This is a genomic window from Rheinheimera sp. SA_1 (assembly GCF_001669775.1).
In the GTDB taxonomy this organism is placed as follows: domain Bacteria; phylum Pseudomonadota; class Gammaproteobacteria; order Enterobacterales; family Alteromonadaceae; genus Pararheinheimera.
On the sequence record NZ_LXWK01000015.1, the window covers coordinates 439,652 to 463,369 of the forward strand.

General features: G+C 47.3%; 19 protein-coding genes, 3 tRNA genes and 1 pseudogene. 18 read left to right on the forward strand and 5 right to left on the reverse strand.

The window, feature by feature from the left end; all coding sequences use genetic code 11:
• Positions 1-82 precede the first annotated feature (82 nt).
• The gene (gene trpA / locus A5320_RS09225) at positions 83-889 is read left to right on the forward strand and encodes a tryptophan synthase subunit alpha (RefSeq protein ID WP_068063710.1); all 807 of its coding nucleotides are present in this window, start codon (positions 83-85) and stop codon (positions 887-889) included.
• Positions 890-1,152: 263 nt separating this feature from the next.
• Positions 1,153-2,211, forward strand: a complete 1,059-nt coding sequence (locus tag A5320_RS09230; RefSeq protein ID WP_197490050.1) for an efflux RND transporter periplasmic adaptor subunit — start codon at positions 1,153-1,155, stop codon at positions 2,209-2,211.
• 76 nt (positions 2,212-2,287) lie between these two features.
• Here A5320_RS09230 and A5320_RS09235 read toward each other — a convergent pair whose 3' ends face one another.
• From A5320_RS09235 to A5320_RS09260, 5 genes are all read right to left on the reverse strand, one after another.
• On the reverse strand, positions 2,288-4,057 hold the full coding sequence (locus A5320_RS09235; protein WP_068063715.1) for a M14 family metallopeptidase: 1,770 nt from the start codon (positions 4,055-4,057) through the stop codon (positions 2,288-2,290).
• Positions 4,054-4,839, reverse strand: a complete 786-nt coding sequence (locus A5320_RS09240; protein WP_068063717.1) for a substrate-binding periplasmic protein — start codon at positions 4,837-4,839, stop codon at positions 4,054-4,056. Before A5320_RS09240 ends, A5320_RS09235 begins: the two co-directional genes overlap by 4 nt.
• Positions 4,840-5,058: 219 nt before the next feature.
• Positions 5,059-5,853 carry a putative porin gene (locus A5320_RS09250; protein WP_068063720.1) on the reverse strand — a complete coding sequence of 265 codons (795 nt, stop codon included), beginning with the start codon at positions 5,851-5,853 and terminating at the stop codon, positions 5,059-5,061.
• A gap of 211 nt (positions 5,854-6,064) precedes the next feature.
• A complete protein-coding gene (uvrB, locus tag A5320_RS09255; RefSeq protein WP_068063722.1) occupies positions 6,065-8,068 on the reverse strand; it encodes an excinuclease ABC subunit UvrB in 2,004 nt (667 codons plus the stop codon).
• Between the two features lie 10 nt (positions 8,069-8,078).
• Positions 8,079-9,428 (reverse strand): MATE family efflux transporter, encoded by a 1,350-nt coding sequence (locus A5320_RS09260; RefSeq protein ID WP_231916698.1) that lies wholly within the window; start codon positions 9,426-9,428, stop codon positions 8,079-8,081.
• 643 nt (positions 9,429-10,071) lie between these two features.
• Between A5320_RS09260 and A5320_RS09265 the strand changes: the two genes are divergently transcribed.
• The 16 genes and pseudogenes from A5320_RS09265 (at position 10,072) to gloA (ending at position 23,661) form a co-directional block, all read left to right on the forward strand.
• A tRNA-Asn gene (locus A5320_RS09265) sits at positions 10,072-10,148 on the forward strand.
• A 27-nt stretch (positions 10,149-10,175) separates the two neighbouring features.
• A tRNA-Asn gene (locus tag A5320_RS09270) sits at positions 10,176-10,252 on the forward strand.
• A 31-nt stretch (positions 10,253-10,283) separates the two neighbouring features.
• Positions 10,284-10,360: transfer RNA gene (locus A5320_RS09275), tRNA-Asn, on the forward strand.
• Positions 10,361-10,599: 239 nt separating this feature from the next.
• Entirely contained in the window at positions 10,600-12,522 is a 1,923-nt protein-coding gene (locus tag A5320_RS09280; RefSeq protein ID WP_068064829.1) for an EAL domain-containing protein, read from the forward strand.
• A 186-nt stretch (positions 12,523-12,708) separates the two neighbouring features.
• Positions 12,709-13,290 carry an electron transport complex subunit RsxA gene (gene rsxA, locus A5320_RS09285; RefSeq protein WP_068064832.1) on the forward strand — a complete coding sequence of 194 codons (582 nt, stop codon included), beginning with the start codon at positions 12,709-12,711 and terminating at the stop codon, positions 13,288-13,290.
• A 1-nt stretch (position 13,291) separates the two neighbouring features.
• A complete protein-coding gene (gene rsxB / locus A5320_RS09290; RefSeq protein ID WP_068063725.1) occupies positions 13,292-13,864 on the forward strand; it encodes an electron transport complex subunit RsxB in 573 nt (190 codons plus the stop codon).
• On the forward strand, positions 13,865-16,201 hold the full coding sequence (rsxC, locus tag A5320_RS09295; protein WP_068063727.1) for an electron transport complex subunit RsxC: 2,337 nt from the start codon (positions 13,865-13,867) through the stop codon (positions 16,199-16,201).
• Positions 16,198-17,262, forward strand: coding sequence for an electron transport complex subunit RsxD (rsxD, locus tag A5320_RS09300; RefSeq protein ID WP_068063729.1), 1,065 nt, complete (start codon positions 16,198-16,200; stop codon positions 17,260-17,262). Before rsxC ends, rsxD begins: the two co-directional genes overlap by 4 nt.
• Positions 17,262-17,888 (forward strand): electron transport complex subunit RsxG, encoded by a 627-nt coding sequence (gene rsxG / locus A5320_RS09305; RefSeq protein ID WP_068063730.1) that lies wholly within the window; start codon positions 17,262-17,264, stop codon positions 17,886-17,888. Before rsxD ends, rsxG begins: the two co-directional genes overlap by 1 nt.
• 7 nt (positions 17,889-17,895) lie before the next feature.
• Positions 17,896-18,606: an electron transport complex subunit E gene (locus A5320_RS09310; protein WP_068063732.1), complete on the forward strand. Its 711-nt coding sequence runs from the start codon at positions 17,896-17,898 to the stop codon at positions 18,604-18,606.
• Positions 18,603-19,262, forward strand: a complete 660-nt coding sequence (gene nth, locus A5320_RS09315) for an endonuclease III (protein ID WP_068063734.1) — start codon at positions 18,603-18,605, stop codon at positions 19,260-19,262. Before A5320_RS09310 ends, nth begins: the two co-directional genes overlap by 4 nt.
• Positions 19,263-19,397: 135 nt before the next feature.
• Positions 19,398-21,200, forward strand: a complete 1,803-nt coding sequence (locus A5320_RS09320; RefSeq protein ID WP_068063736.1) for an ATP-binding protein — start codon at positions 19,398-19,400, stop codon at positions 21,198-21,200.
• A gap of 9 nt (positions 21,201-21,209) precedes the next feature.
• Positions 21,210-21,815, forward strand: a complete 606-nt coding sequence (darT, locus tag A5320_RS09325; RefSeq protein WP_068063738.1) for a type II toxin-antitoxin system toxin DNA ADP-ribosyl transferase DarT — start codon at positions 21,210-21,212, stop codon at positions 21,813-21,815.
• Between the two features lie 14 nt (positions 21,816-21,829).
• Positions 21,830-22,894, forward strand: coding sequence for a type II toxin-antitoxin system antitoxin DNA ADP-ribosyl glycohydrolase DarG (darG, locus tag A5320_RS09330; RefSeq protein WP_068063740.1), 1,065 nt, complete (start codon positions 21,830-21,832; stop codon positions 22,892-22,894).
• Between the two features lie 58 nt (positions 22,895-22,952).
• Positions 22,953-23,198 (forward strand): annotated as a pseudogene (locus tag A5320_RS09335) (endonuclease III); the annotation flags it as partial.
• Between the two features lie 61 nt (positions 23,199-23,259).
• Positions 23,260-23,661 (forward strand): lactoylglutathione lyase, encoded by a 402-nt coding sequence (gene gloA / locus A5320_RS09340; RefSeq protein ID WP_068063742.1) that lies wholly within the window; start codon positions 23,260-23,262, stop codon positions 23,659-23,661.
• Positions 23,662-23,718 lie beyond the last annotated feature (57 nt).

Below are 23,718 nucleotides of genomic sequence, written 5' to 3' on the forward strand. Positions count from 1 at the left end.
TGCCCGTGCCAGATGCAGAGATTTGTACGGGCTGATCCAGACGAACAATGCGGCAGCACAAGCGCCGCCAAGGAACCATAAAATGCAACGTTATGATGTGATGTTTAAACGCTTAGCCGAACAACAACAAGGAGCCTTTGTGCCCTTCGTCACTATCGGCGATCCAAATCTGGAGTTGTCTTTTGACATCATCAAAACCCTGATTGACCAGGGTGCTGATGCGCTGGAACTGGGTATTCCGTTTTCTGATCCGATTGCTGATGGCCCGACTATTCAAAATGCCAATATCCGCGCTTTGGCTGCTGGCGTAACTCCGGCACATTGTTTTGATTTAATCAGCAAAATCCGTGCTTACCATGCCGATATCCCAATCGGATTGTTGCTGTACAGCAATTTGGTGCTGGCGCGCGGTATTGATACTTTCTACAGCACCGCCAAAGCGGCAGGTGTTGATTCCATTTTGATTGCCGATGTGCCGCTGCATGAAAGCAAAATGTTCCGGACCGTGGCACAAAACCACGACATTGCGCAGATTTTTATCGCACCGCCGAACATCACCAAAGATGGACTGAACGAGCTCGCCAGCTATGGTCGTGGTTATACTTATTTGCTCAGCCGCGCTGGTGTCACCGGCACTGAAACCGCTGCCGCTATGCCAGCGTCGCAACTAGTACAGCAGCTGCGGGATGTGAATGCTGCGCCGACATTACTTGGTTTTGGTATTTCCAAACCAGAACACGTCAAAGCAGCGCTGGAAGCCGGTGCCGCCGGGGCTATTTCCGGTTCAGCGATAGTGCAAATTATTGAAAAATATCAGCAAGATAAACCTAAGTTGCTGCTAGAACTTGGTGCTTTTGTCGCTGCGATGAAAGCAGCTACCCAGCGCTAATTGGCAAAGGCAGCCGGTTTAATCACTACCGGCTGCCATCATCAAGCACACGTCAGCCTATACCTGCTAAATGATAAAAATGTATTGCATCGAAATTTCGCAAGTTTCTGCTTTGTATAAATTTTATTCGCCAGAATGCTAATCAGAAGCGACCACGACCGCAATCTGCTCAAAATTTATCTCGGAGCACTCGATGAATTGCGCTAAAATGCGCTTCTTTTTTGCACTATCCTGAGATTAGCTTGAAGAAGTTCCCTTGCCGTTTGAAAGCTGTTCATTTATCTCCCTTGCTGGCAGTCACGTTTTTGGCTGTTGCGCCATCATCCTATGCAACGCCAACCAAAAGAGTCACCATCGAAGTCGTCACCCATCACAGCAGCGATGTGATCCACGTGCTGCCTTGCGTCGTGGCCGCTCCAGTAACTTACCGGATTGCCAGCCACGCCAGTGCGGAATTATTGCAATTATTACCGGTCGGCAGCTCGGTCAAAAAAGGCCAGCTGGTGGCTAAGCAGGATAATGTCTATTTAAGTCAGCAACTTGAATTGATTAAAACCGATATCGAATCCGCAAGGGTGGCCAGAGCCTTTGCCGAAGACGAATACAACAAAGCGCTGATGCTCAGCAAAAAAGGCCTGGCTTCCTCATCAGAACTGAACAGATTTAAGCTGCAACTTGATAGCGCTTCGTTAAAAATGCAGCGGCTGCAGCTGGAATTAAAAACCGCTGAAATCCGCACCAAACGTTTGAATCACCATGCCCCCTTTGATGCACAGGTTACTGAAGTCAGTTCAGAGCCTGGCGCGCAACTGGCCGAAGGTCAGCCGATCTTGCAACTGATGTCGACCCAAAACAAACAACTAGAATGTAAATTACCGGTGCTGGCGTATCAGAACAGTCTGGCGCTTAAAGGCCATCGTTTTGATTTTAACGGTAAACCACTCAAATTACGTGAAGTCAGCCAACGGCTGGACAGTACGGCTGAAAATCTGACCTTGTATTTTGATCATCCAGCCAAAGATCGACGCGATATTTTAGTCGGTTACCGCCAGGAAATTACCATGGCAGTCAAAGCCGACAATATCACCCGCGTGCCTTATGACGCGGTGGAACTGGAAGGTAGTACTTATCGCACCTGGCGGGTCAATAAAGACGGCAAAGCCGAGCGGCTGGAAGTTGACGTGTTAGGTACCGTTGATGCCTATTACATCGTGCAATCAGAGATCAAACCTGGCGATCAATTGGTCGTGCGTGGCCAACAAGGCTTAAGCGTCGGCCAATTAGTCGAGTTAATCAGCCGCGACGCCCCACCACCGCCTTAAGCTGTTAACATCGGGGTCAGAGTCAATTGTTAACGGAATTCCGTTAACAATTGACTCTGACCCCGATGTTAATAAATTACCGTTCCAGTAGTACCGGATATTTCAGATACTGTTCATCATAAAACGGTGAACGTTGATAAAACCAGTCCAATCGCGCCTGACCGTCTTTTTGCAGTGTTGCATCTGCTTTCACTGCCTCATCAAACTGTTGTTTCAGTTTAGGATCGGCGACCAGCTGTTGTTCAATCCACGGAATAATAGCGTAAGTTTCAAAGTACTCAGTCCGTTCAAACATGCCGTGGAAAAAACCCCAGCTAAAGAAAGAATCCGGTGCCTGCGGTTGCAACAATGCCACAGCCAAAGCGCCCAACGGCTGATCGGTACTGACGCGCACTGATCCAGGAGCCAGCTCAAGCTGTCGCCATTGAGGCGTAAAGGTGGCACTGACCCCCACCCGACCTTCAAACGACTTGCCGGCAAATTCGGGCTTCGACGCCACCAGTTGCTGTAATTCCAATGTCTTCGCTGCGGTAAGCCGGCTCATTTTTACGCCGTGGATTTCCAGTCGTTTAATGACATCCTGGTACTGTGGTGGGATCCAATAAGCCGACGGAACTTCGGTTTCAATTGCCGGTACTTTTTCCCAGTACACCGGAAAATCAACATAATCTTTGGCCTGACCGGTCCATTTGACATAAGGCGCTTTGCTGATGTCGCTTTGCGCTATTTCGTAGCTTATGCCCTTAAAATGAATCAGCTCAGGTTGCTCGGCTGCTTTAAACAATAATACTTGCTGCTGCGGCCGGAAATTTTCATCGGCTTTTTTTGCCAGTTGCAACGCTTTGCCCTGATCCTGGAGCAGTTTTAACGTTTGCTCCAACAACACATAAGTACCCAACACCCGTTGTTTATAGGGTTTTAAACTGTGATTTTCGACCAGAATAGTCGGTAAATGCCGCACGTCACCATAACCATTGGAAAAACGCGGTGTAGAGGTGGAGCCGCTTAAACCTTTGCTAAAATCCATCCGATCCAGGCCAAACACCAAAGGCCCCGGAATATGCCCCTGACGGCTGAGTTGCCGATCCAGATAAGGCCGGTACACTTGCGCCAGCCAGCTGGCACCATTCGGGCTTAAACTGGCAAACGGCTCGTTAAAACCATAAGTAATATCATATTGATAGTCTTCGCCGTCTGTAACATGCACATCCATGTACAGGTCTGGCTGATACTGATTCAGTACCTTTAACAGCGCCTGCATTTCCAGGCTGTCGGCCTTGGCGTAATCGCGGTTTAAATTCAGATTAGAAGCATTACTGCGCCAGCCTTGTTGCAATGGTCCGCGCTGATTCATCCGGTGATGTTCACCACGACGCTCGTGGGCATCCACTGACAGTACCGGAATGAATAACAAATCCACCTGCGCCAACAATCCGGCTTTATCACCATGGGCAATATCCCGCAGTAACATTAAACCGGCATCTTTGCCGTCAATTTCACCACTGTGAATTCCGGCTTGCACCAGCAAAGTAGGCCGACCTGATTTGCCAACCAAGTCCGGCTGCGTACTGGCTTTCACCAGATAAATATCGCGGCCTTGCGGGCTTTGACCCACCACTTCCAAGCGGAACAGCGGCGAACTTTCGACCAGTTTTTTCAGATAACTAATAGTTTGTGCATAATCAGGAGTCGCTGTTAAATCGGTGAGCTCCGCCGGCGTCACCCAAGGATGTTGTGGTTGGATCAGCGCTTGGGTTGGGCCATCCCAGGGTAACAATGGCGGTAAATGATCGGCGGCAGCCACGGGTAAAACCAGAGTGGTGGCGAACAGGAAGAGAGCTTTCATTCTTCTTTTTTGACTCCAAAACCAAAAATTTGCAAATCTGCTCCGGTTTGCTGCAATTGCAACAATGCCTGATTAAAACTCTGGATCACGGCAAAACAGGGCAGGAAGTTACGGGAACATACCAGATAAGCAGGCTGTGCTGTCAACAGCGGTTTCGACAGAAACTTTAATTTGGCAGTTTTCGGCGGCAACTGTTGCCACATCAGCTGCGCGACTATTGGATCCATCAAGATCACATCGACCCTTCCGGCCAGCAAATTTTGCAGACTGGCGTAGTCAGAAACCGCTTCGGTTAAGCGAAAATCCTTACGCTGCGCTGCGAACTCAGATCCATAAAAATGGCCTTTGGTGCTGCCGATCCGGTACGGCCGCAATTCATCAAAACGTTGCAGGTTGGATTCAAACTGGCTGGTGGTCACCAACATCTGTCGCAGTTCGACAATAGGTTCTGAAAATATCCAGTTTTGCTCTAGCTCTGGGGTTTTAAACCACAAAAATGACGCCCGATTGGCTTGTGCTGCTTCGACCGGCACCTTGGGCCAGGGTTGAAAAGAAAGTTCGGTGGCCACACCGGCCGAGGCAAAGGCCTGGATCACCAATTGGCTTAACACGCCTTGTTCCGGTGCTAATTCGTCGATATAAGGCGGGTAATTGTCTACGACTAACGTCAGTACAGAATTCGTGGTAGCTGACTTAGCGGCTGTAATGGCTGGTGCTGCCGCGTCTGCAGCCTGGATCATCCAGCAGCAACAAAGCAGAAACAGGCTGAAGTAATATTTCATAAAAAAATCCCGGACTTACCTTAAGCGCGCAGCACAGCCTAAGGTAAAGTCCGGAAAATGTATAGCCGCATCCTTGAAGATGCGGGGTTGTTGCCTTCGTTCGCCATGATTGATAAAACAGGCTGCAGCAAGGATCGCCTGCAGCGACCATAAAAAAAGCCCCGCGAACGGGGCAATCAGCAATTTAATACAGGTTAACTGCGCAAAACGGTGCAACCTTTAAAAACGGTAGCTGGCACCAACCTGGTAGGCAGTTTCGTCAAGGCTGACATCATCAAGGAACACCCGACCGACTGAAGCGTTCAGCGCCAGGTTTGGCAGCACATACCAGTTACTACGCACTTCAAAACCATCGTTGTCGCTTTGGAACACACCTGCAGAAATCCAGTGATAACCTATACCCACTGACAAGTTTTTGCCGAAGTAATAATCTGCACCCACCTCATAACTCGTTAGCGTGGAATCATCATGGTTGCGCAGGCCACCCGTGATGGCAATAAAGTCGCCGGTGTTTAAGTCCAGTAATTTTTTGGTGCTGGCACCGTATTCCAGTGCAGTACGACCCAAATCGTCTTTAGTGTGGTAAATATCAGCCGTCACTAACCAGTCGTTTTGGACAAAGTAACCAAGTTTGGTAGTTGCTTCATACGCCTTGTTGTTGTTGATAAATTGCATATCAACCGCAGCATAATAATTGTGGCTGCGATCCATGTATTCGCCGCCGACCGACCAGGCGTTGTTGTGTACATCCTGACCCGCAGCATCAACAGTCGCTTGGGTAAAAGTTGCCGCCAGGCTTGATTGACGTTGCATAAAAGCAGCTTCTGCCAATGGTACAGCGCCATCAGTCGAGACTGGTGCTAAAAAGAATCGATGTTTGGCTTGCCAGGCATTGATATCAACATTGCCGATATCAACCCAACCGTAATTCAGGTCGGTTTGTGACTGGTAAGAACTGGCCATAGCAGGGATAGCAATCACGGAGAATAATGCAGTTAACATAAAAGATTTCATAAAAATGCCCTCTGGCTGGTGATGAATTCGAGGGCAAGCTTAACGTGGTCAAACTTAATCAAAAATGAATACAACTAATTTTATCGATTAAATGCGCATATTTACAAAATACATTTTGTTACATTTAGAAATCAATAAGATACAAATTCATTTGTAAATAATACTCAGCAAAAATGCCGATAAAACCAGCATTCATTTAAAATTCATCTTATTAAATCTCCAGCAATGCCTGTCGTAACGCATGAACCTGATCACGCAGCATAGCAGCCTGCTCAAACTCCAGATTTTTCGCGTGTTGCAGCATCTGCGTTTCTAATTTTTTAATTTCCGCCTGAACTTGATACGGTGTTTTTCCTTTGATGAGTTTCAGATGCTCAGCCACTTTTGGCAGTGCGTTATCATTCTTCGCGTCCTGGCCTAAATCCATCACATCGCCGATTTTTTTCGAAATCTGCGTTGGGGTTATACCGTGTAATTCGTTATAAGTGACTTGCTTAGCACGACGCCGGTCGGTTTCATCGATCGCCCTTTGCATTGAACCGGTGATCCGGTCCGCATACAAAATCGCCTTACCATTGATGTTACGTGCTGCACGGCCAATGGTTTGGATCAAGGATCGCTCGGAGCGCAAAAAGCCTTCTTTATCGGCGTCGAGAATCGCCACCAGCGACACTTCCGGAATATCCAGACCTTCCCGCAGTAAATTAATACCGACCAACACATCAAACACGCCCAGCCGTAAATCGCGAATAATTTCCACCCGCTCCACCGTATCGATATCCGAATGCAGATAACGCACTTTTACATTATGGCCGGACAAATAATCGGTTAGATCTTCGGCCATTTTTTTGGTTAACGTCGTCACTAACACCCGTTCACCGCGTTTGGCACAGCGATATGCTTCAGATAACAAATCATCAACCTGCGAGCCCACCGGCCGGATTTCAATCACCGGGTCAATTAATCCGGTTGGCCGCACCACCTGCTCCACCACTTCACCGGCCGATTTTTCCAGCTCATAAGCTGCCGGCGTCGCAGAAACATAAATCCGCTGCGGCGCTATGGCTTCAAACTCATCAAATTTCAGTGGCCGGTTATCCAGTGCTGATGGCAGCCGGAAACCATAATTCACCAGATTTTCTTTGCGTGAGCGATCGCCTTTAAACATGGCGCCAATTTGTGAAATAGTGACGTGTGATTCGTCGATAAACATCAAACCATCGGCCGGAAAATAATCGAGCAAAGTTGGCGGTGGCTCGCCATCGGCGCGACCGGACAAATACCTGGAGTAGTTTTCGATGCCGGAACAATAACCCAGCTCAATCATCATTTCCAAATCAAACTGGGTGCGCTGACCAATACGCTGTTCTTCAATCAGTTTATTGTCAGCCAGTAACTGGGCGCGACGACTGGCCAGTTCAACTTTAATCTTCTCGACCGCTTCGAGGATTTTCTCGCGTGGGGTGACGTAGTGCGTTTTGGGGTAAATGGTATAGCGGGTGACGGTACGATCAACAACACCGGTCAGCGGATCAAAAATACTGATCCGTTCTATTTCTTCATCAAACAATTCCAGCCGCACTGCCAGCTCGTCAGATTCGGCCGGGAAAATATCAATCACGTCGCCACGCACCCGATACGTTGCACGCTCAAACGCCATATCGTTACGGGAGTATTGCAACTCTGCCAGCCGGCGCAGAATAAAACGTTGGTCAACAATATCGCCCACTTTGAGATGGAGCAGCATCTTCATATAAGATTCGGGATCGCCCAGACCATAAATCGCCGATACCGAGGCAATAATCACAACGTCGCGTCGCTCCATCAGCGCTTTGGTCGCCGACAACCGCATTTGTTCGATATGTTCGTTAATCGATGCATCTTTTTCGATAAAAGTGTCGCTGGCCGGGACATAAGCTTCAGGCTGGTAATAATCGTAATAAGACACAAAATATTCGACCGAATTATTCGGGAAAAACTCTTTCATCTCGCCATAGAGCTGCGCCGCCAGCGTTTTATTGTGCGCCATAATCAAGGTCGGCCGATTCACGCCGGCAATGATATTGGCCATGGTAAAAGTTTTACCTGATCCGGTGACGCCTAATAAGGTTTGATGCGCCAGCCCGGACTCCAGGCCGTCAATCAATTTAGCAATAGCGGTCGGTTGGTCGCCGGACGGCTGGTAAGGTGAATGCAGTTCAAAATCGCGCGACATCACAACATCCTTAGGCATTGACCGGCACGGTACCGGTTTGCAATTCAGCTAAAGTACGACGAAACCAATAAAAGGCAATGGCGGCGATAATCACGTTCGCCAGCAAAGCCCCACTATAGACCCCGAGTACACCAAATAATTTACCGCCAAGCCAGGCCATCGGCACATAAAACACAAATAACCGGATGAGGCTTAAGCCCAGCGCCCGCATTGGTAAATGCAGCGCATTAAAAGAAGAGTTGGTCAGAATGACAATGCCCTGTAATCCATAACCCAGAGGTAAAATCCAGATAAAGCTGCGAATCAGACCAACCACTGCCGGGTCTTCAGAGAACCACAACGCAATCCACCAGGCACCAACTGCCAACAGCAGGTAAACCGCAAACTGCCAACCTAACACAAAACGGATACACATCTGATAACCAGCCTGTACTCTGGACATCTGCCCAGCACCGAGATTCTGGCTGACAAAAGGCGGTAATGTCATCGACAACGCCAACACCACTAAACTGGCAATACTTTCAATACGGGCACCAACACCATAAGCTGCGACTGCATGGGCGCCATAACTAGCCATCACCGCAGTGAGAATGGCCATCGCCAGTGGCGTCAGCATATTGGCGCCCGCGGCAGGCAAACCAATGTGCAAAATACGCCGACTGATGGCGATAAACTCTGTAAACGGTTGGTGGCCTTTATCAATCAATTGCCGCCGATAGACAATTAAATAAAGAATGAGCCCAAAGCTCACCAGCCAGGAAATCAGACTGGCGATAGCCGCACCTTCCACGCCCATCGCCGGTACCGGTCCCCAGCCAAAAATTAAGATCGGATCGAGCACCGCATTGATCACGCCGGAGCACGCCATCATTAAACTGGGTGTTTTGGTGTCTCCGGCAGCCCGCAGCACCGCATTGCCGATCATTGGGGTAATCAGAAATACTGCGCCGAAAAACCACCAATTCATATAGTCGTGGATAAAAGGCAAGGTATCGTCTTTCGCTCCCAACAACCGGAACAACGGATCCATAAACAAGTAACCCACTAACGACAATGCCATAACGAGATAGGCTGACAACCACAAAGCTGCCAGTCCATCTGCTTTGGCGGCACTGCTGTCACCACTGCCATGTGCTTTGGCAATTAAGGCAGAAGTACCAATGCTCAGGCCAATCGCCAGACTGATTACAGTAAAAGTTATCGGAAAGGTAAAACTGACGGCAGCCAGCTCTTTGGTGCCGAGCATACTGATAAAGAAGGTGTCGACCAGATTAAACGACATCAGGGTGATCATGCCAAATAACATCGGGACCGTCATCCGGATCAGGATCTGGCGAATATCACCGTCGGTCATCGTCATTTTAGTTACAGCTTTTTGGCTCATAGCGCAGGCTTAAAGGCGTGGGTGCGCCATTGTAGAGAAAAGCGCGCCCCAGCTCCATTCACCTTTGCAAATATCTCGCGAATGCTCAAAGCCACGAACACCAGACATTTGATCATTGTGTTACTAATTTGTACCGAAAATTATTTTTTCCCGGGCAAACTCTGCTATTTATTGGTCGTTCCGTGGAAAAACAGTTCACAATGGTCATGGAACGGACATATCTGCAGCAGATCCGTTAATTGGCGGGAATGTCATTGGTCGCAAATTTATAAGTCATTGTATTAAAACAAATAAATATTTTTCAATTTAGATATTGATCTGGCTCCAGCCCGCATTGTTATTGACTTCACACAGGCGCGACACCGGTCATCCACAAAGATATCCACAGATTCTGTGAGTAAAGTGCTGCAAGCCTTACCGGCTCTACGCTGGCGCAAGATCGATAAAACCACCGGCATTCAACAGGGATAAAATTGGCAGTAAAGCATCGAATTCAGGCACTTTTTGCGCACTTTGACTAAACAATCAGCAAGTGAATCAGAATGGGCGATTTGTGCGGGTGAAACTGTTGACAGCCTCGAATCATGGCATTAGTATTGCGCCCCGTTGCAGACACAGTTCCTCAGTAGCTCAGCCGGTTAGAGCGGCGGACTGTTAATCCGTAGGTCGTTGGTTCGAGTCCAACCTGGGGAGCCACTGTAGTTTACAACACGTTATTTCAGTTCCTCAGTAGCTCAGCCGGTTAGAGCGGCGGACTGTTAATCCGTAGGTCGTTGGTTCGAGTCCAACCTGGGGAGCCAACTGAAATAACATCAAATAACCGCGTACAATTCCTCAGTAGCTCAGCCGGTTAGAGCGGCGGACTGTTAATCCGTAGGTCGTTGGTTCGAGTCCAACCTGGGGAGCCACCTAAGTCATATTTTCAACAAAATATCCACTTCGTTCCAAACTGCACGCCTGACTCAATTCCACCCTAACTGCCTGTTTTCGGCCGATCTGCGCTAATTTAGCCTGTTGTACGTAAAGTATGTTTATTTTGCTGCAATTTTTTGTTTTAATTGAATTTATATAACTCCTAGTTCCTGATCAATCAGGATGCCGTCTATAGTTGAGTTGATTCCTTGCTGAATTGGAAAATTACACCGCTATGAAAATGTTACGGACCCTGTTCATTGCTCAGCTGTTGTGCGCTTTATTACTGATTGCAGTGGTACTTAGTGCGTTAATCATGACGGAAAAACAATCTGTCAAACAAAGTTACGACAGCCAGAAAAATACTATCAGTCATCTGCTGAAAAATTTTGTTGGGGACGACTATAAGAATCTGGTCCAACAAATCCGCAGCAGCGTCAATCCTCAGATGCTGGAAATCAGTAAAGCAGACGGCTCTGTCGTCCATGAGCACAATAATGCGACGGCCCGCTCTGCTCTGTTAGATACCATTCAGGAATTAGGTGGCATTGAGCAGCAACCCGCGCTGTTAAAGTCCGATGAGCATGATCTGCAAATCAAATTCACCCCCAATTTTGACCAAAGCAACGCCACTTTTATGCAAGCGTTTTGGCTGATGCTGATTGCACCTTTATTATTGTTTTTATTACCGGCCATTATGGGCCCGGTGCTGATCGGCGGGATGCTAAAAAAAGCCAATCACACCATCAGCCAAGCGATCGAACGTTTTATGCGAGATCCTGCCGCCGATTTGCATGTACAGGAATTGCCGGCTGACTTTCATGACGTCACCCAGTCTTTAAACACATTTGCCAGCTTCAGCCAGAAACAATTTAATGAAATGGCGCAAACCGCGAAGCAAGTCACCGAAGATGCTTTTAAAGACGGCGTCACCGGGTTACCGAACCGCAACCGTTTTGTGCAATATTATGAAGATCATCTGCGTGATGGCAGTCAGGTCGATTTTGGCGTGTTTGCCATTACCCGCTGTACTGAATTGCAAAACATTAATCAAAGCCGTGGTTATCACGAAGGTGATAAATACGTACAGGCAGTGGCAGAACTGGTACAAAAAGTCGCGGCAACCTATCGCGATAATAAAGTGTACCGCCTCAACAGCAGCGATTTTGGCATTATGCTGCCACGGGTCACCCCCAAAGAGTCTGAAAATTTTGCGATGCAACTGCAAAGCAAATTTAACGAATATCAAAAACTGACCGAGCTCGATTCAGTGGCCTACACCGGTTTGGTCAGCTACGAAACTGGCAAGGCACTGGGTGAATTGCTTGCCATCGCCGATACCTCAATTAGCCTCGCACAAACCAAACAACCCAATGCCTGGCATATTCAAAAAGAAAGTGCTGCGGGTGAAGTTGGTGTGGGTGGTTATGGTAATCAAAACTGGCGTAATGTCATCGATGATGTATTAGCCAATAATCGCATCAGTTTGCTGGTGCAAACGGTACAGCCGGCAAACCGCTCGTCAAAAACCTATTCTGAAATTCTGGTGCGCTTTAAAACAGTGGAAAACCAGATTTTACCTACCGCCTCCTTTTTAGCTATGGCGGAAAAACTTGATAAAATTATTGCTGTGGACCGTTTAATCATTGAAACAGCGCTAACCACCATCAAAAATCGCAATATTCAGGATCAATATTTCGGCCTCAACCTATCGCCACGTTGTGTGCATGACGATCAGTTTGTGATCTGGCTGGAACGCCGATTACTGAAAGATGCCTCGATCGCCAGTAAACTGGTATTTGAAGTCACTGAATTTGGCCTGCAACAGAACTTAAAAACCAGTAAGCGTTTTATCGATATGGTGCATCGTTGTGGCGCCCGCTTAACGGTGGAAAAATTTGGCGTTGGCATCACATCCTTTAAATTTTTCCGCGACCTTAAACCAGATTTTGTCAAAATGGACGGCAGCTATACCCGTCATATCGATGAAGACAAAAACAATCAGTATTTTATGCGGTTGATGATTGATTTAGCCCATCGCATCGGTGTGGGTGTGCTGGCGGAAAGTGTCGAGTCGCAGGAAGAAAAACATATGCTCGAATCGCTGTTTATTGACGGCACACAGGGCTATTACATCGGTAAACCTGCAGCGATGTAAGACCTGATGGCTGATAAATGCATCAACTAAACCTTTAGCACAATAACCCTGCTTCAAGTCGGGTTGTCTGGCGGACTCAAAGCACGCATAATACGCAGCTATTCCAGAACGGTTGGTTGCTGCGACTTTTCTGATCTGATCCAGGGGTCAACAGACCCTGTTTGACCACCTGAAGATATACATATGATGACTGAATTTTTCGTGTTACTGCTCAGTACCATCCTGGTCAATAACTTTGTGTTGGTCAAATTCCTGGGTTTGTGCCCGTTTATGGGAGTTTCCAACAAACTGGATACCGCCATCGGCATGTGTCTGGCGACCACCTTTGTCCTGACACTCGCTTCGTTATGCAGTTATCTGGTGGAATTTTACATTCTGGCGCCGCTGGAGCTCAGTTATCTGCGCACTTTAAGTTTTATTCTCGTCATTGCCGTGGTGGTACAGTTCACCGAGATGGTGGTCCACAAAACCAGCCCAGCGTTGTACCGCTTACTTGGTATCTTTTTGCCTCTGATCACCACCAATTGCGCCGTGCTCGGCGTCGCGTTACTGAACGTCAATGCCAATCATGGCTTATTTGGTTCAGTGATCTATGGTTTTGGCGCCGCCGTAGGCTTTTCACTGGTATTAGTATTGTTTGCCGCGATGCGCGAGCGGTTAGCAAGCGCCGATGTGCCGGTAGTATTTCGTGGTGCCGCTATTGGTTTAATCACCGCAGGTTTAATGTCGCTGGCCTTTATGGGCTTCACCGGTTTGGTTAAGGTATGAGATGTCGATGCTTGTTGCCCTGATTGCGATTGGCTGCCTGGCGCTGATTTTCGGCGCTGTTCTGGGATATGCCGCGTTACGTTTTAAAGTGGAAGCTGATCCGCTGGTAGATCAGATTGACGATATTCTGCCACAAACCCAATGTGGGCAATGTGGTTACCCTGGCTGTCGCCCTTATGCCGAAGCTATCGCTAATGGCGATGCCATCAATAAATGTCCTCCCGGCGGTGAAGCTGCCATTAAAAAACTGGCCGATTTGATGGGTGTTGCAGCAACACCACTCGATAGCGCTCAGACGCCTGCGATTAAACGTGTAGCCTACATTCGGGAAGATGAATGTATTGGCTGCACCAAATGTATTCAGGCCTGTCCGGTCGACGCTATTGTCGGCGCTTCCAAGCTGATGCATACCGTGCTTATTGATGAATGTACCGGTTGTGATTTATGTGTCGAGCCTTGCCCGGTTAATTGTATTGATATGGTGCCGTTACCCGGTACTGTTGAGCGCTGGAAATGGAATTTAGAAGCCATTCCGGTGCATGTGGTAGAGAGCAACGTGTTGGAGAGCAGGTAAGTGCAGTCGTTGTTTCAGCAAATCAAAGCCGGTCAGCTGTGGGATTTTCACGGGGGAATTCACCCGCCCGCCCGCAAACAACATACCAGCCAAAAACCGATTGGCCGCCTGGCGTTACCAGACCGTTTATACGTCCCGTTACGTCAGCATATTGGTGTGCCTGGCGCGTTGTTAGTTGCCGTAGGTCAGCACGTTTTAAAAGGTCAGCCGCTGACGTTTGCTAATAACGCTATGGCCGTGCCGGTGCATGCACCAACGTCCGGAACTGTGCTGGCGATAGAGCCGCATATTGCCCCGCACCCGTCGGCATTGCCAGAGCTTTGTGTGGTGATCGCTCCCGATGGCCTGGAGCAATGGCGCGAACGTCACCCTTTGCATCTGCCGGAATGTGATCGATTAAGCTTGTTACAGCGCATTCAGGACGCCGGTATAGCCGGCATGGGTGGTGCCGGTTTTCCCACTCATTTAAAAACCGGTGCCGCCAGCGGTGTCGATTATCTGATTATAAATGCCGTGGAATGTGAACCTTATATCAGCGCCGACGACGTGCTGATGCAGGAATTCGCCACCACCATCGTCAAAGGCATTGATATTCTGTGCGAATTGTCAGGCCCAAAAGCGGTGTTGATTGGAATTGAAGATGACAAACCACTGGCAATTGCCGCAATGCAGGCCGCCTGCAGCCAGCGCGAACAATATCTGGTGAAAACGGTACCGGCCAAATATCCGTCCGGTGGCGAAAAACAGCTTATTCAACTACTGACCAGCAAAGAAGTTCCAGCCGGTCGCCGACCGCTCGACATCGGTATTGTGATGCAAAACGTCGGTACCGTGTTTGCCATCGCCCAGGCCGTGTTGGAAGATATGCCGCTGATTTCACGGATCGTCACAGTGGTGGGCGATTCACTGACACAACCGCAAAATGTGTTAGCGCTGATCGGCACGCCTGTTGGTTATTTACTGGATGCCTGTGGTTTTAGCCCGGAACCCGCGCAGCGTATTATCATGGGCGGCCCGATGATGGGTTTCACCCTGCCCTCGGTGTCAGTACCGGTGGTAAAAACCAGCAACTGTATTCTGGCGCCATCGCAAGCGGAATTACCTTCAGCCAGCAACGAAATGGACTGCATCCGTTGTGGTGCCTGCGCTGAAGTCTGTCCGGCAGTATTATTGCCGCAGCAACTGCTGTGGTATAGCAAAGCCAAAGATCTGGATAAACTCAAAGAATACAATTTGGCCGACTGTATCGAATGTGGCGCCTGTGCTTATGTCTGCCCGAGCGAAATTCCGTTGGTGCATTATTATCGGGTGGCCAAAGCCGAAATTCGCGAACAAAGCCGCGACGAACTAAAAGCCGAACAGGCCAAAGCCCGCTTTGAAGCGCGCAATGAACGGCTGGAGCAGGAAAAACAACAACGTGCTACCCGCAATCAGGCACTGGCGTTACAACGTCAGCAACTGATGGCTGAGCAACAAAAAAACCGTGAAATTGAGCAGGCCCAGCAACGGGTTGCTGCGACTTCAGACACGGCAACTGAACTTAGCAAAGAGCAAATTATCGCACTGCGTGAGCAGAAAAAAGCAGCGGCGAGAGCTTATCAGGCAGAAAAAGCAACGCAGCAGTCAATGCAACATTCAGCGGACACTGCAGACGCGGCCGCAGCTAATGAACCTGCAGCTGCGTCACTGCCGGCCACTCAGCCGGCACAAAGTCAGCCTGAAATAACCAGCGATCCACGTGCTGCTGCCGTCGCAGCCGCAATTGCCCGTGCCAAAGCGAAAAAAGCGCAGACTGAACCCGGGGAGACATCCGTTGTGGTGCCCGCTGCAACTGCGGTTGCCGCAGAGCCAATACTCGATACCAGAGCTGCAGCTGTTGCCGCTGCAATCGCCCGCGCCAAAGCAAAAAAGGCGCAGGCTGAACCAACACCACAACCACTACCAGCGCCAACTGCTGCACCTGTCAAGCCGCAAAGTGATGACTCAGGAGCAAGCAGTCACGACGCTGCAGCGAGCAGCGATACCGATCGAGATGCCAATCGCGAAACCGCTAAACGGCAAGCACTGGCAGCAGCTATTGCCAGAGCCCAGGCCAAGCGACAACAGACAGATGCCGGATCTGTCGCTATGTCTCATGTCCCGCAGAGTGCCCATAGCACAGCAACGACCACAAAAATAACAGATACGCCGGATACTTCTGCACTCGCAAAGTCCACTGCTGCGACTCCTGACACGCCTGCGGATGATCCGCGTAAAGCGGCAATTGCTGCCGCTATCGCCAGAGCAAAAGCCAAACAACAACAGTTATCAGCTACCGATCCTAAGGACCAGGCATGAGTTTCAGAATCGCCAGCTCGCCGCACCATCACAGTCAGCAACACACCTCTGTGCTGATGCAAAAAGTGATCTTGGCTTGTCTGCCTGGTATCGCTTGTCAGGTTTATTTTTTCGGCTACGGCGTGTTGCTGCAGCTGGTTCTGGCAATTATCACCGCCTGGGCCAGTGAAGCACTGGTACTGCGGTTAAGGCAAAAACCAGTGTTGCCAAGGTTAAAAGACCACAGCGCCATGTTGACTGCCGTCTTGTTGGCCGTGTCTATTCCGGCTTTTGCGCCCTGGTGGATCATCGTGTTGGGCACTGCTTTTGCCATTATTATCGTGAAACAGCTGTATGGTGGTTTAGGTCATAACCTGTTTAATCCGGCAATGGCGGCTTATGTCTTTTTGCTGGTGTCCTTTCCACAGCAAATGACCAGTTGGTTGCCACCGCTGACGTTACAGGCGCAGCAACAACAAGTGCTGGATCCGGTGTGCGCGGTATTTACCGATTTCAGCTGCGCAGGTTATAGCCTGACCCAGCTGAAAACCGATATCGATGGCATGACGATGGCAACACCACTCGACACCTTAAAAACAGATTTGTCGACCGGTAAAACCATCTCTGAAAGCTTGCAACAACCAGTATTTGATAGCATTGGCGGCCTTGGCTGGAACTACGTCAATCTGGCATTTTTAATCGGTGGTTTGTGGCTGCTACAACAAAAAGTCATCCAGTGGCGAATTCCGCTGGCGGTACTGGGCAGTCTCGGGCTTTGCAGTTTAATCGGTTATTTAATTGACCCGGATTTACACGCCAGCCCACTGTTTCATTTGCTCAGTGGTGGCACCATGTTAGCGGCATTTTTTATCGCCACCGATCCGGTGTCGGCGTCCACCACCTTACGTGGCCGTTTGTATTATGGAGCCTTAATTGGGCTGTTGATTTATTTGATCCGCAGTTTTGGCGGTTTTCCGGACGCCGTGGCATTTGCGGTGATGCTGGCCAATTTAGCGGTACCGTTGATTGATTATTACAGCCGCCCGCGAACTTACGGTCATAAGCCTAAAGGATCCTACTGATGCTGAAATTTGTCAGTAAAAACGCCCTGTTACTCGGTGCAGCCGCGGCGGTATGTGTGTTGTTGGTTGCCAGCGTTAACCAGTTGACTGCGCCCAAAATCGCGCAGCAAGCAGAGCTGCAAAAATTAAAGTTGCTGCAGGAAGTGCTGCCACCTGGTGCAGCTTCTGCAGAACTGCTGCAAGATTGTCTGGTGCTGCAACAATCCGATGTGTTTTTTCAACGCGAGGCAAAAACTTATCGCTGGCGGCAAAACGATGAACTGGCCGCTTATGTTGTTGAAACCACTGCGCCGGACGGTTACAGCGGCAATATTCAGTTATTAGCGGCTATCACGCCGGATGGTACTGTGCTGGGTGTGCGGACGCTGAGCCACAAGGAAACGCCGGGGCTGGGTGATAAAATTGAGATGCGTAAAGGGAACTGGATGGACAGTTTCCGCCAGCGCCAAGTGCAAAGTGCCGACGATAAACGCTTCGGCGTGAAAAAAGATGGCGGCGAGTTTGACCAGTTTACCGGTGCGACGATCACGCCAAGAGCGGTGGTAGCCGCAGTCAAACGCACGGCACTTTATCTGAAACAACACCCGGAACTGGCAGCGGCTCCGGCCAACTGCCAGCCGCAGTGAGGCTTTTATGAGCGATTATCGCAACATCATCCATCAGGGGTTGTGGCAAAATAACCCTGGGCTGGTACAGCTTCTGGGCCTCTGCCCTTTGCTTGCCACCAGTTCGACCATGACCAACGCACTTGGCCTGGGTTTTGCCACTATGCTGGTGCTGGTCAGCACCAATTTGGTGGTGTCGCTGATCCGCAGCCAGGTGCCGAATGAAATCCGCATCCCGATTTTTGTGATGGTGATTGCTGCGGTGGTCACCGCCATTGAACAACTAATGCAAGCCTACACCTACCAGCTGTATCAATCGCTTGGCATTTTTATTCCGCTGATTGTCACCAACTGTATCGTAATTGGCCGGGCTGAAGCTTTTGCCTCGAAAAACCCGTTGTTGCCGTCAATTGTCGACGGTTTGATGATGGGACTTGGTTTTACTTTGGTCCTGTTTTTACTTGGCACCTGTCGTGAGCTGCTGGGTCAGGGCACCTTATTTGACGGTGCCGAAGCCTTGTTTGGCCCTTGGGCCACGGTACTGCGGGTAGAAGTGTTCAAAACCGAAAGCCATTTCCTGCTGGCTATTTTGCCGCCGGGAGCTTTTATGGTGTTGGGCTTTTTAATCGCCGCCAAAAATGCCGTTGATGCGCGGCAAAAAAGCCGCCAGGTGCAAACCGCCGGCATCACCCGCGCCAGAGTCACTCATGTGGCCAGCAACGAGACTTCCGCCGGATGAATCAGCAAAAACGTATCGCTATTTTATCCAGGCTACGTGATGCTAACCCGAAGCCGACCACTGAACTTGAATACAGCTCGCCGTTTGAACTGCTGATTGCGGTGCTACTTTCAGCACAAGCAACCGATGTTGGCGTGAATAAAGCCACCCGCCCCTTGTTCGCCATTGCCAAAACACCGGCGGCGATGCTGGCGCTGGGTGTCGATGGCGTAAAGCACTATATCAAAACCATTGGTTTGTTTAATACCAAAGCTGAAAACGTCATTAAAACCTGTAGGATTTTAGTGGAGCAACATCAGGGCGAAGTGCCGGAAAACCGCGAAGCGTTAGAAGCTTTGCCTGGGGTTGGCCGCAAAACCGCGAATGTGGTGCTCAATACCGCCTTCGGCTGGCTAAAAGATAACGAAGGTAGATACTTCATCGCCGTCGATACCCATATCCAGCGCGTGGCAAATCGTACAGGCTATGCCAAGGGCAAGACGGTTGAAGAAACCGAACAAAGCATCATTAAAAACACCCCGAATAAATCTGAGTTTATGTTTAACCTTCACCACTGGCTCATTCTGCATGGCCGCTACACTTGCGTGGCACGTAAACCTAAATGTGGTTCTTGCATCATTGAGGATTTGTGCGAGTTTAAAGACAAATCTGAATAACGAGCGAGCTAGGCGGAAAGAGTTTTGCAATATCATTGCATTATCTTTCGAATACCAATAAGGTTTATTTGCATGATTCAGAGAGATTTCCCCATAAATAATGGTGAAATTCACCAAAGTTAAACGGAATGCGTGATGAAAGCAGAGACAGTGTCAATAGTTAATGACTTAAAAAGAGTAACCGTCAACCAAGTCGTCTACGAAGCTATTACTAATTCTATCCAAGCAGACGCAACTCAGATTGAACTGTCTATCAATAGTTTAAACTCGGATTTTGATGATGTTGAAAATCAGTATGTCAGCGAAATACAGGTAGTAGATAATGGGCATGGTTTTAAAAGTGATGATTTAGAATCATTTCAGACATATAGAAGTAGACACAAAAAAGCCAGATTTGGTGCGAAAGGTGTTGGTAGATTCTTATTTTTAAAACTTTTTGAAAATGTCCATATTTTATCCCAAGATAAAGAAATCAATTTCAATATTGACAACGATGTCACGATTTCAGTGATAGATAGGATTTCTGATAAAACAAAACTACGCATCTATACTCCTCGAGAACAATGCCAAGTTAATAAACTTGATTTAGTACAAGCTATCAAGCTTCACTTTCTACCATTTTTTAAACTCCTAAACCAAAATAAAACAAAGAAAGTCATCAATATTCAGATCAAATTTGACAACGCGGACTTTGCAAGTTTAAGAAGTGATGATATTCCTTGGTTTGAAGAAAGTGAATTCTCCGTTGATGGTCAAACATTTAAGTTGAGCTATCTGTTAAATACTCCAGGTTTCAAAACTGGTGACGGAGCTTATTGTGCAGGTGGAAGAGTTGTTTGCTTCAATAGCCAAATGGACGGAAATAAACGATTTAAAGCATTTAAAGGAGTTAATTTCTTTTATTTGCTTTCTGCTCAGTACTTCGATAACAACTTAAATAATGAACGAGATGAACTGACTATCAACGCAAAAAGAAAACATCAACGTGACTGGACAAGAACATTATCTTGGGAAGATATTAATTCAGCGCTCGGAGACAAAATTAAAAATATTTGTCTAGAGCACGGAATAGACATTGAAGAGCAATCCGATCAATACCTTAAAAAAGCTATAGATAAAGCCCCCTTTTTATCCAGCTATTTTATGAAAAATGAATTAATGCTTGGCGAAGAAGATTTACTTAAAGAGGCTCAAAAATTATTCAATGATGATAAAGACATAATAAGATCTGGACATCTTAAGATTACATCTTCCGAGAGGCAGATAATTTTAAATAGAGTTGTTCAAGCTGAATTAGCTGAATATGTGTTTGACCGACAGAAGACTATCGAAAAATTAAAATCGCTAGAAGATAGGGACGCATTAGAGAGCGAAATCCACAACCTCTTCGCTGAACGATTCACTCAAAGTGATACTGTTGACTACAGAACGAATAATCTTTGGTTGTTTGATGACAGGTTTATGACCTTTGACAAGGTATTTAGCGACAAACAAATTAAAGCTATTTTCCCGGAGCTTCACAAATATTTAGATAAACCTGACATTCTAACGCTCTCTAGTAATACCTTTAAAAAAGAAGAAATTACAGATGTCGTAATAATTGAGCTTAAAAGACCTAATGCAAAGAATGACGTTGCTATAGCTGAGTCTGAACTTCTAAAATATTCTCGATATGTCAGAGAAAGTAATTTGTCAAATATCAGAATTTGGACATATGCATTTATTAGCTTTGACGAAGAAGCAGATCTTGCATTAGACGATAAGAGTTACAACCGAATACCAGTACGTAACGGATGGCCTATTCGCTATAGCTATCATAAAGCACACAATACCATAATAAATTTTATAGATTATCGTGCCTTGGCATTTGATGCAGAATCCAGAAACAACACATTCCTTAATATCCTTAAGGCTAAACACTATAAAGAAAAAAGCTAGGAGGGTGGAGTGAACCCTGATGTATTTCATATTACCCACATCAATAACCTGACTAGTATTATTCAAAATGGTGGGTTGATGTCTGATTCCGAACGAATTACAAGAAGCTTGGCTAATGAAAATATTGGGTATAGCCATATAAAGCAACGTCGTTTAAATCACGCTGTAACAGTTTCACGTCGAGGTTTTATTGGAAATTATGTTCCATTTAATTTCTGCCCTCGCTCTGTCATGCTATATGTCGTCAATATAGGGCATGAGAACTATAGAGGTGGACAAAATGAAGTTATCCATTTGGTCACTGACGTAAACACAGTCAGACACATGAATCCAGACTGTTTTTTCACGGATATACATGCAGATCTAGGATATGCAGAACAAATTTCGGATTTCAGCCGTTTGAATGAACTTAACTGGAATTCCATTAATCAGAAATATTGGACTGCCGTTAAAGAAGAAAAGCAAGCTGAGTTTTTAGCATTTCAGCATGTACCTTGGACTACAATTAAGGAGATAGGTGTAATGAATCAACAAGTTGCGCAAAGAGTAAATCAGATCCTTGCTGTAGTTCCACACCGACCTCCCGTAAATGTTCGCACAAACTGGTACTACTGAGTGGAGGCAACTAAATGATAACTTATCAGAAAGGAAGTATCTTACATGAGCAGTCTGACGCTATTGTAAATACAGTTAATACCGTAGGTGTTATGGGTAAAGGTTTAGCTCTTCAATTTAAAAAAGCTTTCCCTAGAAACTTTGAGGTTTATAAGGCTGCATGTGACCAGAAATCGCTTGTTACTGGTTCAGTTCTTTCAGTCTCTATGGAAAGTATGAATCCTCCTTTTTATATAATTAATTTTCCAACAAAGGCACATTGGAAAGGTGACTCAAAAATTGAGTACATCGAATCAGGCTTAGACGCGCTAATAAATGAAGCAAAACGATTAGGCTTACATTCGGTCTCTGTTCCTGCGCTTGGAAGTGGTTTAGGAGGGTTAAAGTGGGATTCTGTAAACAAATTAATTGTAGAAAAACTGTCTAAAGTTCCAGAAATCGAATGGCGCGTTTTTCCTCCGCAGGCTGCCCCAGATGCTAAATCAATGACTAACAAGACCAAAAAGCCGAACATGACAGTTGGCAGAGCTGCGGTATTGAGTTTAATCGATAGGTACTTAAATAAAGGGCTCGCATACAGCTTATCTTTATTAGAAGTTCAAAAACTCGTTTATTTTTTGACAGCATCAGGCGAGCACCTAAACCAAGTAACTTTTACTAAGCATCACTATGGCCCATATGCTGACGTTTTGCGTCATGTGCTGAATAAAATGGAAGGGCATTTTATTAGCGGTTATGCCGATGGCCAAAACAAACCTGATACGTCGATCGAGTTATTCCCTGATGCTGCCCATCAAGCACGTGAATTTCTATTTGAAAACAAAGAAACTCTCAATAAATTTGAACAAGTATCTGATTTAGTTGAAGGATTTGAATCACCATATGGTATGGAGCTATTGTCTACCGTCCATTGGGTTGCAACCCAAGAGCTATTAGACAGACAAAACGACCTTGATGCTATTGTTCAAGCAATACATGCTTGGAGTGATCGGAAGAAGGCAATGAAGCCAGCTCATATCAAAACCGCCTGGGAAACTTTGAATTCGAAAGGTTGGTTAAATAAGAGCGCCCAAGTGTAAATTGCACCGGCTCTGGTTCAAGCCGACACTTTCCAGTATCGACGGCGACATTGCGATATTTAGCTGGCCAACCATCGCTGTCGATACCCATATTTTCCGCGTCAGCAACCGGATGAACTTTGCCCCTGGTGCCAATGTTGATCAGGTCGAATAAAAATTACTGAAAGTGGTGCCGGCAGAATTCAAACTGGATGTGCATCATTGGCTGATTCTGCATGGTCGTTATACTTGCGACGCCCGCAAACTAAAATGTGGCAGCTGTCTGGTGGAAGATTTGTACGAATATAAAGAAAAAGCCGAATAGAAACATAGCAGCCGACATATCCACCATCGGCTTGCATACCAACCATAAACAGGACATTGCCATGCGTATTTTACACACCATGCTGCGCGTGACGCAGTTACAACGCTCCATCGACTTTTATACCCAGGTGCTGGGCATGAAGTTACTGCGTCAGTCAGATAATCCTGAATATAAGTACACCCTGGCCTTTGTTGGTTTTGGCGATGAGCGTGAAGGCGCGGTACTGGAGCTGACGTATAACTATGGCGTCGAGCAATATGAATTAGGCACGGCTTTTGGCCATATTGCACTGGAAGTGGATGATATCTATCAGGCTTGTGCCGACATTAAGACCCGTGGTGGCGTGGTCAGCCGCGAACCGGGACCGGTCAAAGGTGGCACCACCGAGATCGCCTTTGTGCGGGATCCGGATAATTACGCCATTGAACTGATTCAGAAAAAATCAAACTATCAGGCGTTGTAACAACGTCTGAGCGTTGCTTAGTATGAAACTACCTGGCTATGTATGAAGTACTCGGAC

Coding starts and splice junctions, on each gene's coding strand:
- trpA (WP_068063710.1), top strand. CDS start 83: ATGCAACGTTATGATGTGATGTTTAAACGCTTAGCCGAACAACAACAA.
- A5320_RS09235 (WP_068063715.1), bottom strand. CDS start 4,057: ATGAAAGCTCTCTTCCTGTTCGCCACCACTCTGGTTTTACCCGTGGCT.
- A5320_RS09240 (WP_068063717.1), bottom strand. CDS start 4,839: ATGAAATATTACTTCAGCCTGTTTCTGCTTTGTTGCTGCTGGATGATC.
- A5320_RS09250 (WP_068063720.1), bottom strand. CDS start 5,853: ATGAAATCTTTTATGTTAACTGCATTATTCTCCGTGATTGCTATCCCT.
- uvrB (WP_068063722.1), bottom strand. CDS start 8,068: ATGTCGCGCGATTTTGAACTGCATTCACCTTACCAGCCGTCCGGCGAC.
- A5320_RS09260 (WP_231916698.1), bottom strand. CDS start 9,428: ATGACGATGACCGACGGTGATATTCGCCAGATCCTGATCCGGATGACG.
- A5320_RS09280 (WP_068064829.1), top strand. CDS start 10,600: ATGAAAATGTTACGGACCCTGTTCATTGCTCAGCTGTTGTGCGCTTTA.
- rsxA (WP_068064832.1), top strand. CDS start 12,709: ATGACTGAATTTTTCGTGTTACTGCTCAGTACCATCCTGGTCAATAAC.
- rsxB (WP_068063725.1), top strand. CDS start 13,292: ATGTCGATGCTTGTTGCCCTGATTGCGATTGGCTGCCTGGCGCTGATT.
- rsxD (WP_068063729.1), top strand. CDS start 16,198: ATGAGTTTCAGAATCGCCAGCTCGCCGCACCATCACAGTCAGCAACAC.
- rsxG (WP_068063730.1), top strand. CDS start 17,262: ATGCTGAAATTTGTCAGTAAAAACGCCCTGTTACTCGGTGCAGCCGCG.
- A5320_RS09310 (WP_068063732.1), top strand. CDS start 17,896: ATGAGCGATTATCGCAACATCATCCATCAGGGGTTGTGGCAAAATAAC.
- nth (WP_068063734.1), top strand. CDS start 18,603: ATGAATCAGCAAAAACGTATCGCTATTTTATCCAGGCTACGTGATGCT.
- A5320_RS09320 (WP_068063736.1), top strand. CDS start 19,398: ATGAAAGCAGAGACAGTGTCAATAGTTAATGACTTAAAAAGAGTAACC.
- darG (WP_068063740.1), top strand. CDS start 21,830: ATGATAACTTATCAGAAAGGAAGTATCTTACATGAGCAGTCTGACGCT.
- gloA (WP_068063742.1), top strand. CDS start 23,260: ATGCGTATTTTACACACCATGCTGCGCGTGACGCAGTTACAACGCTCC.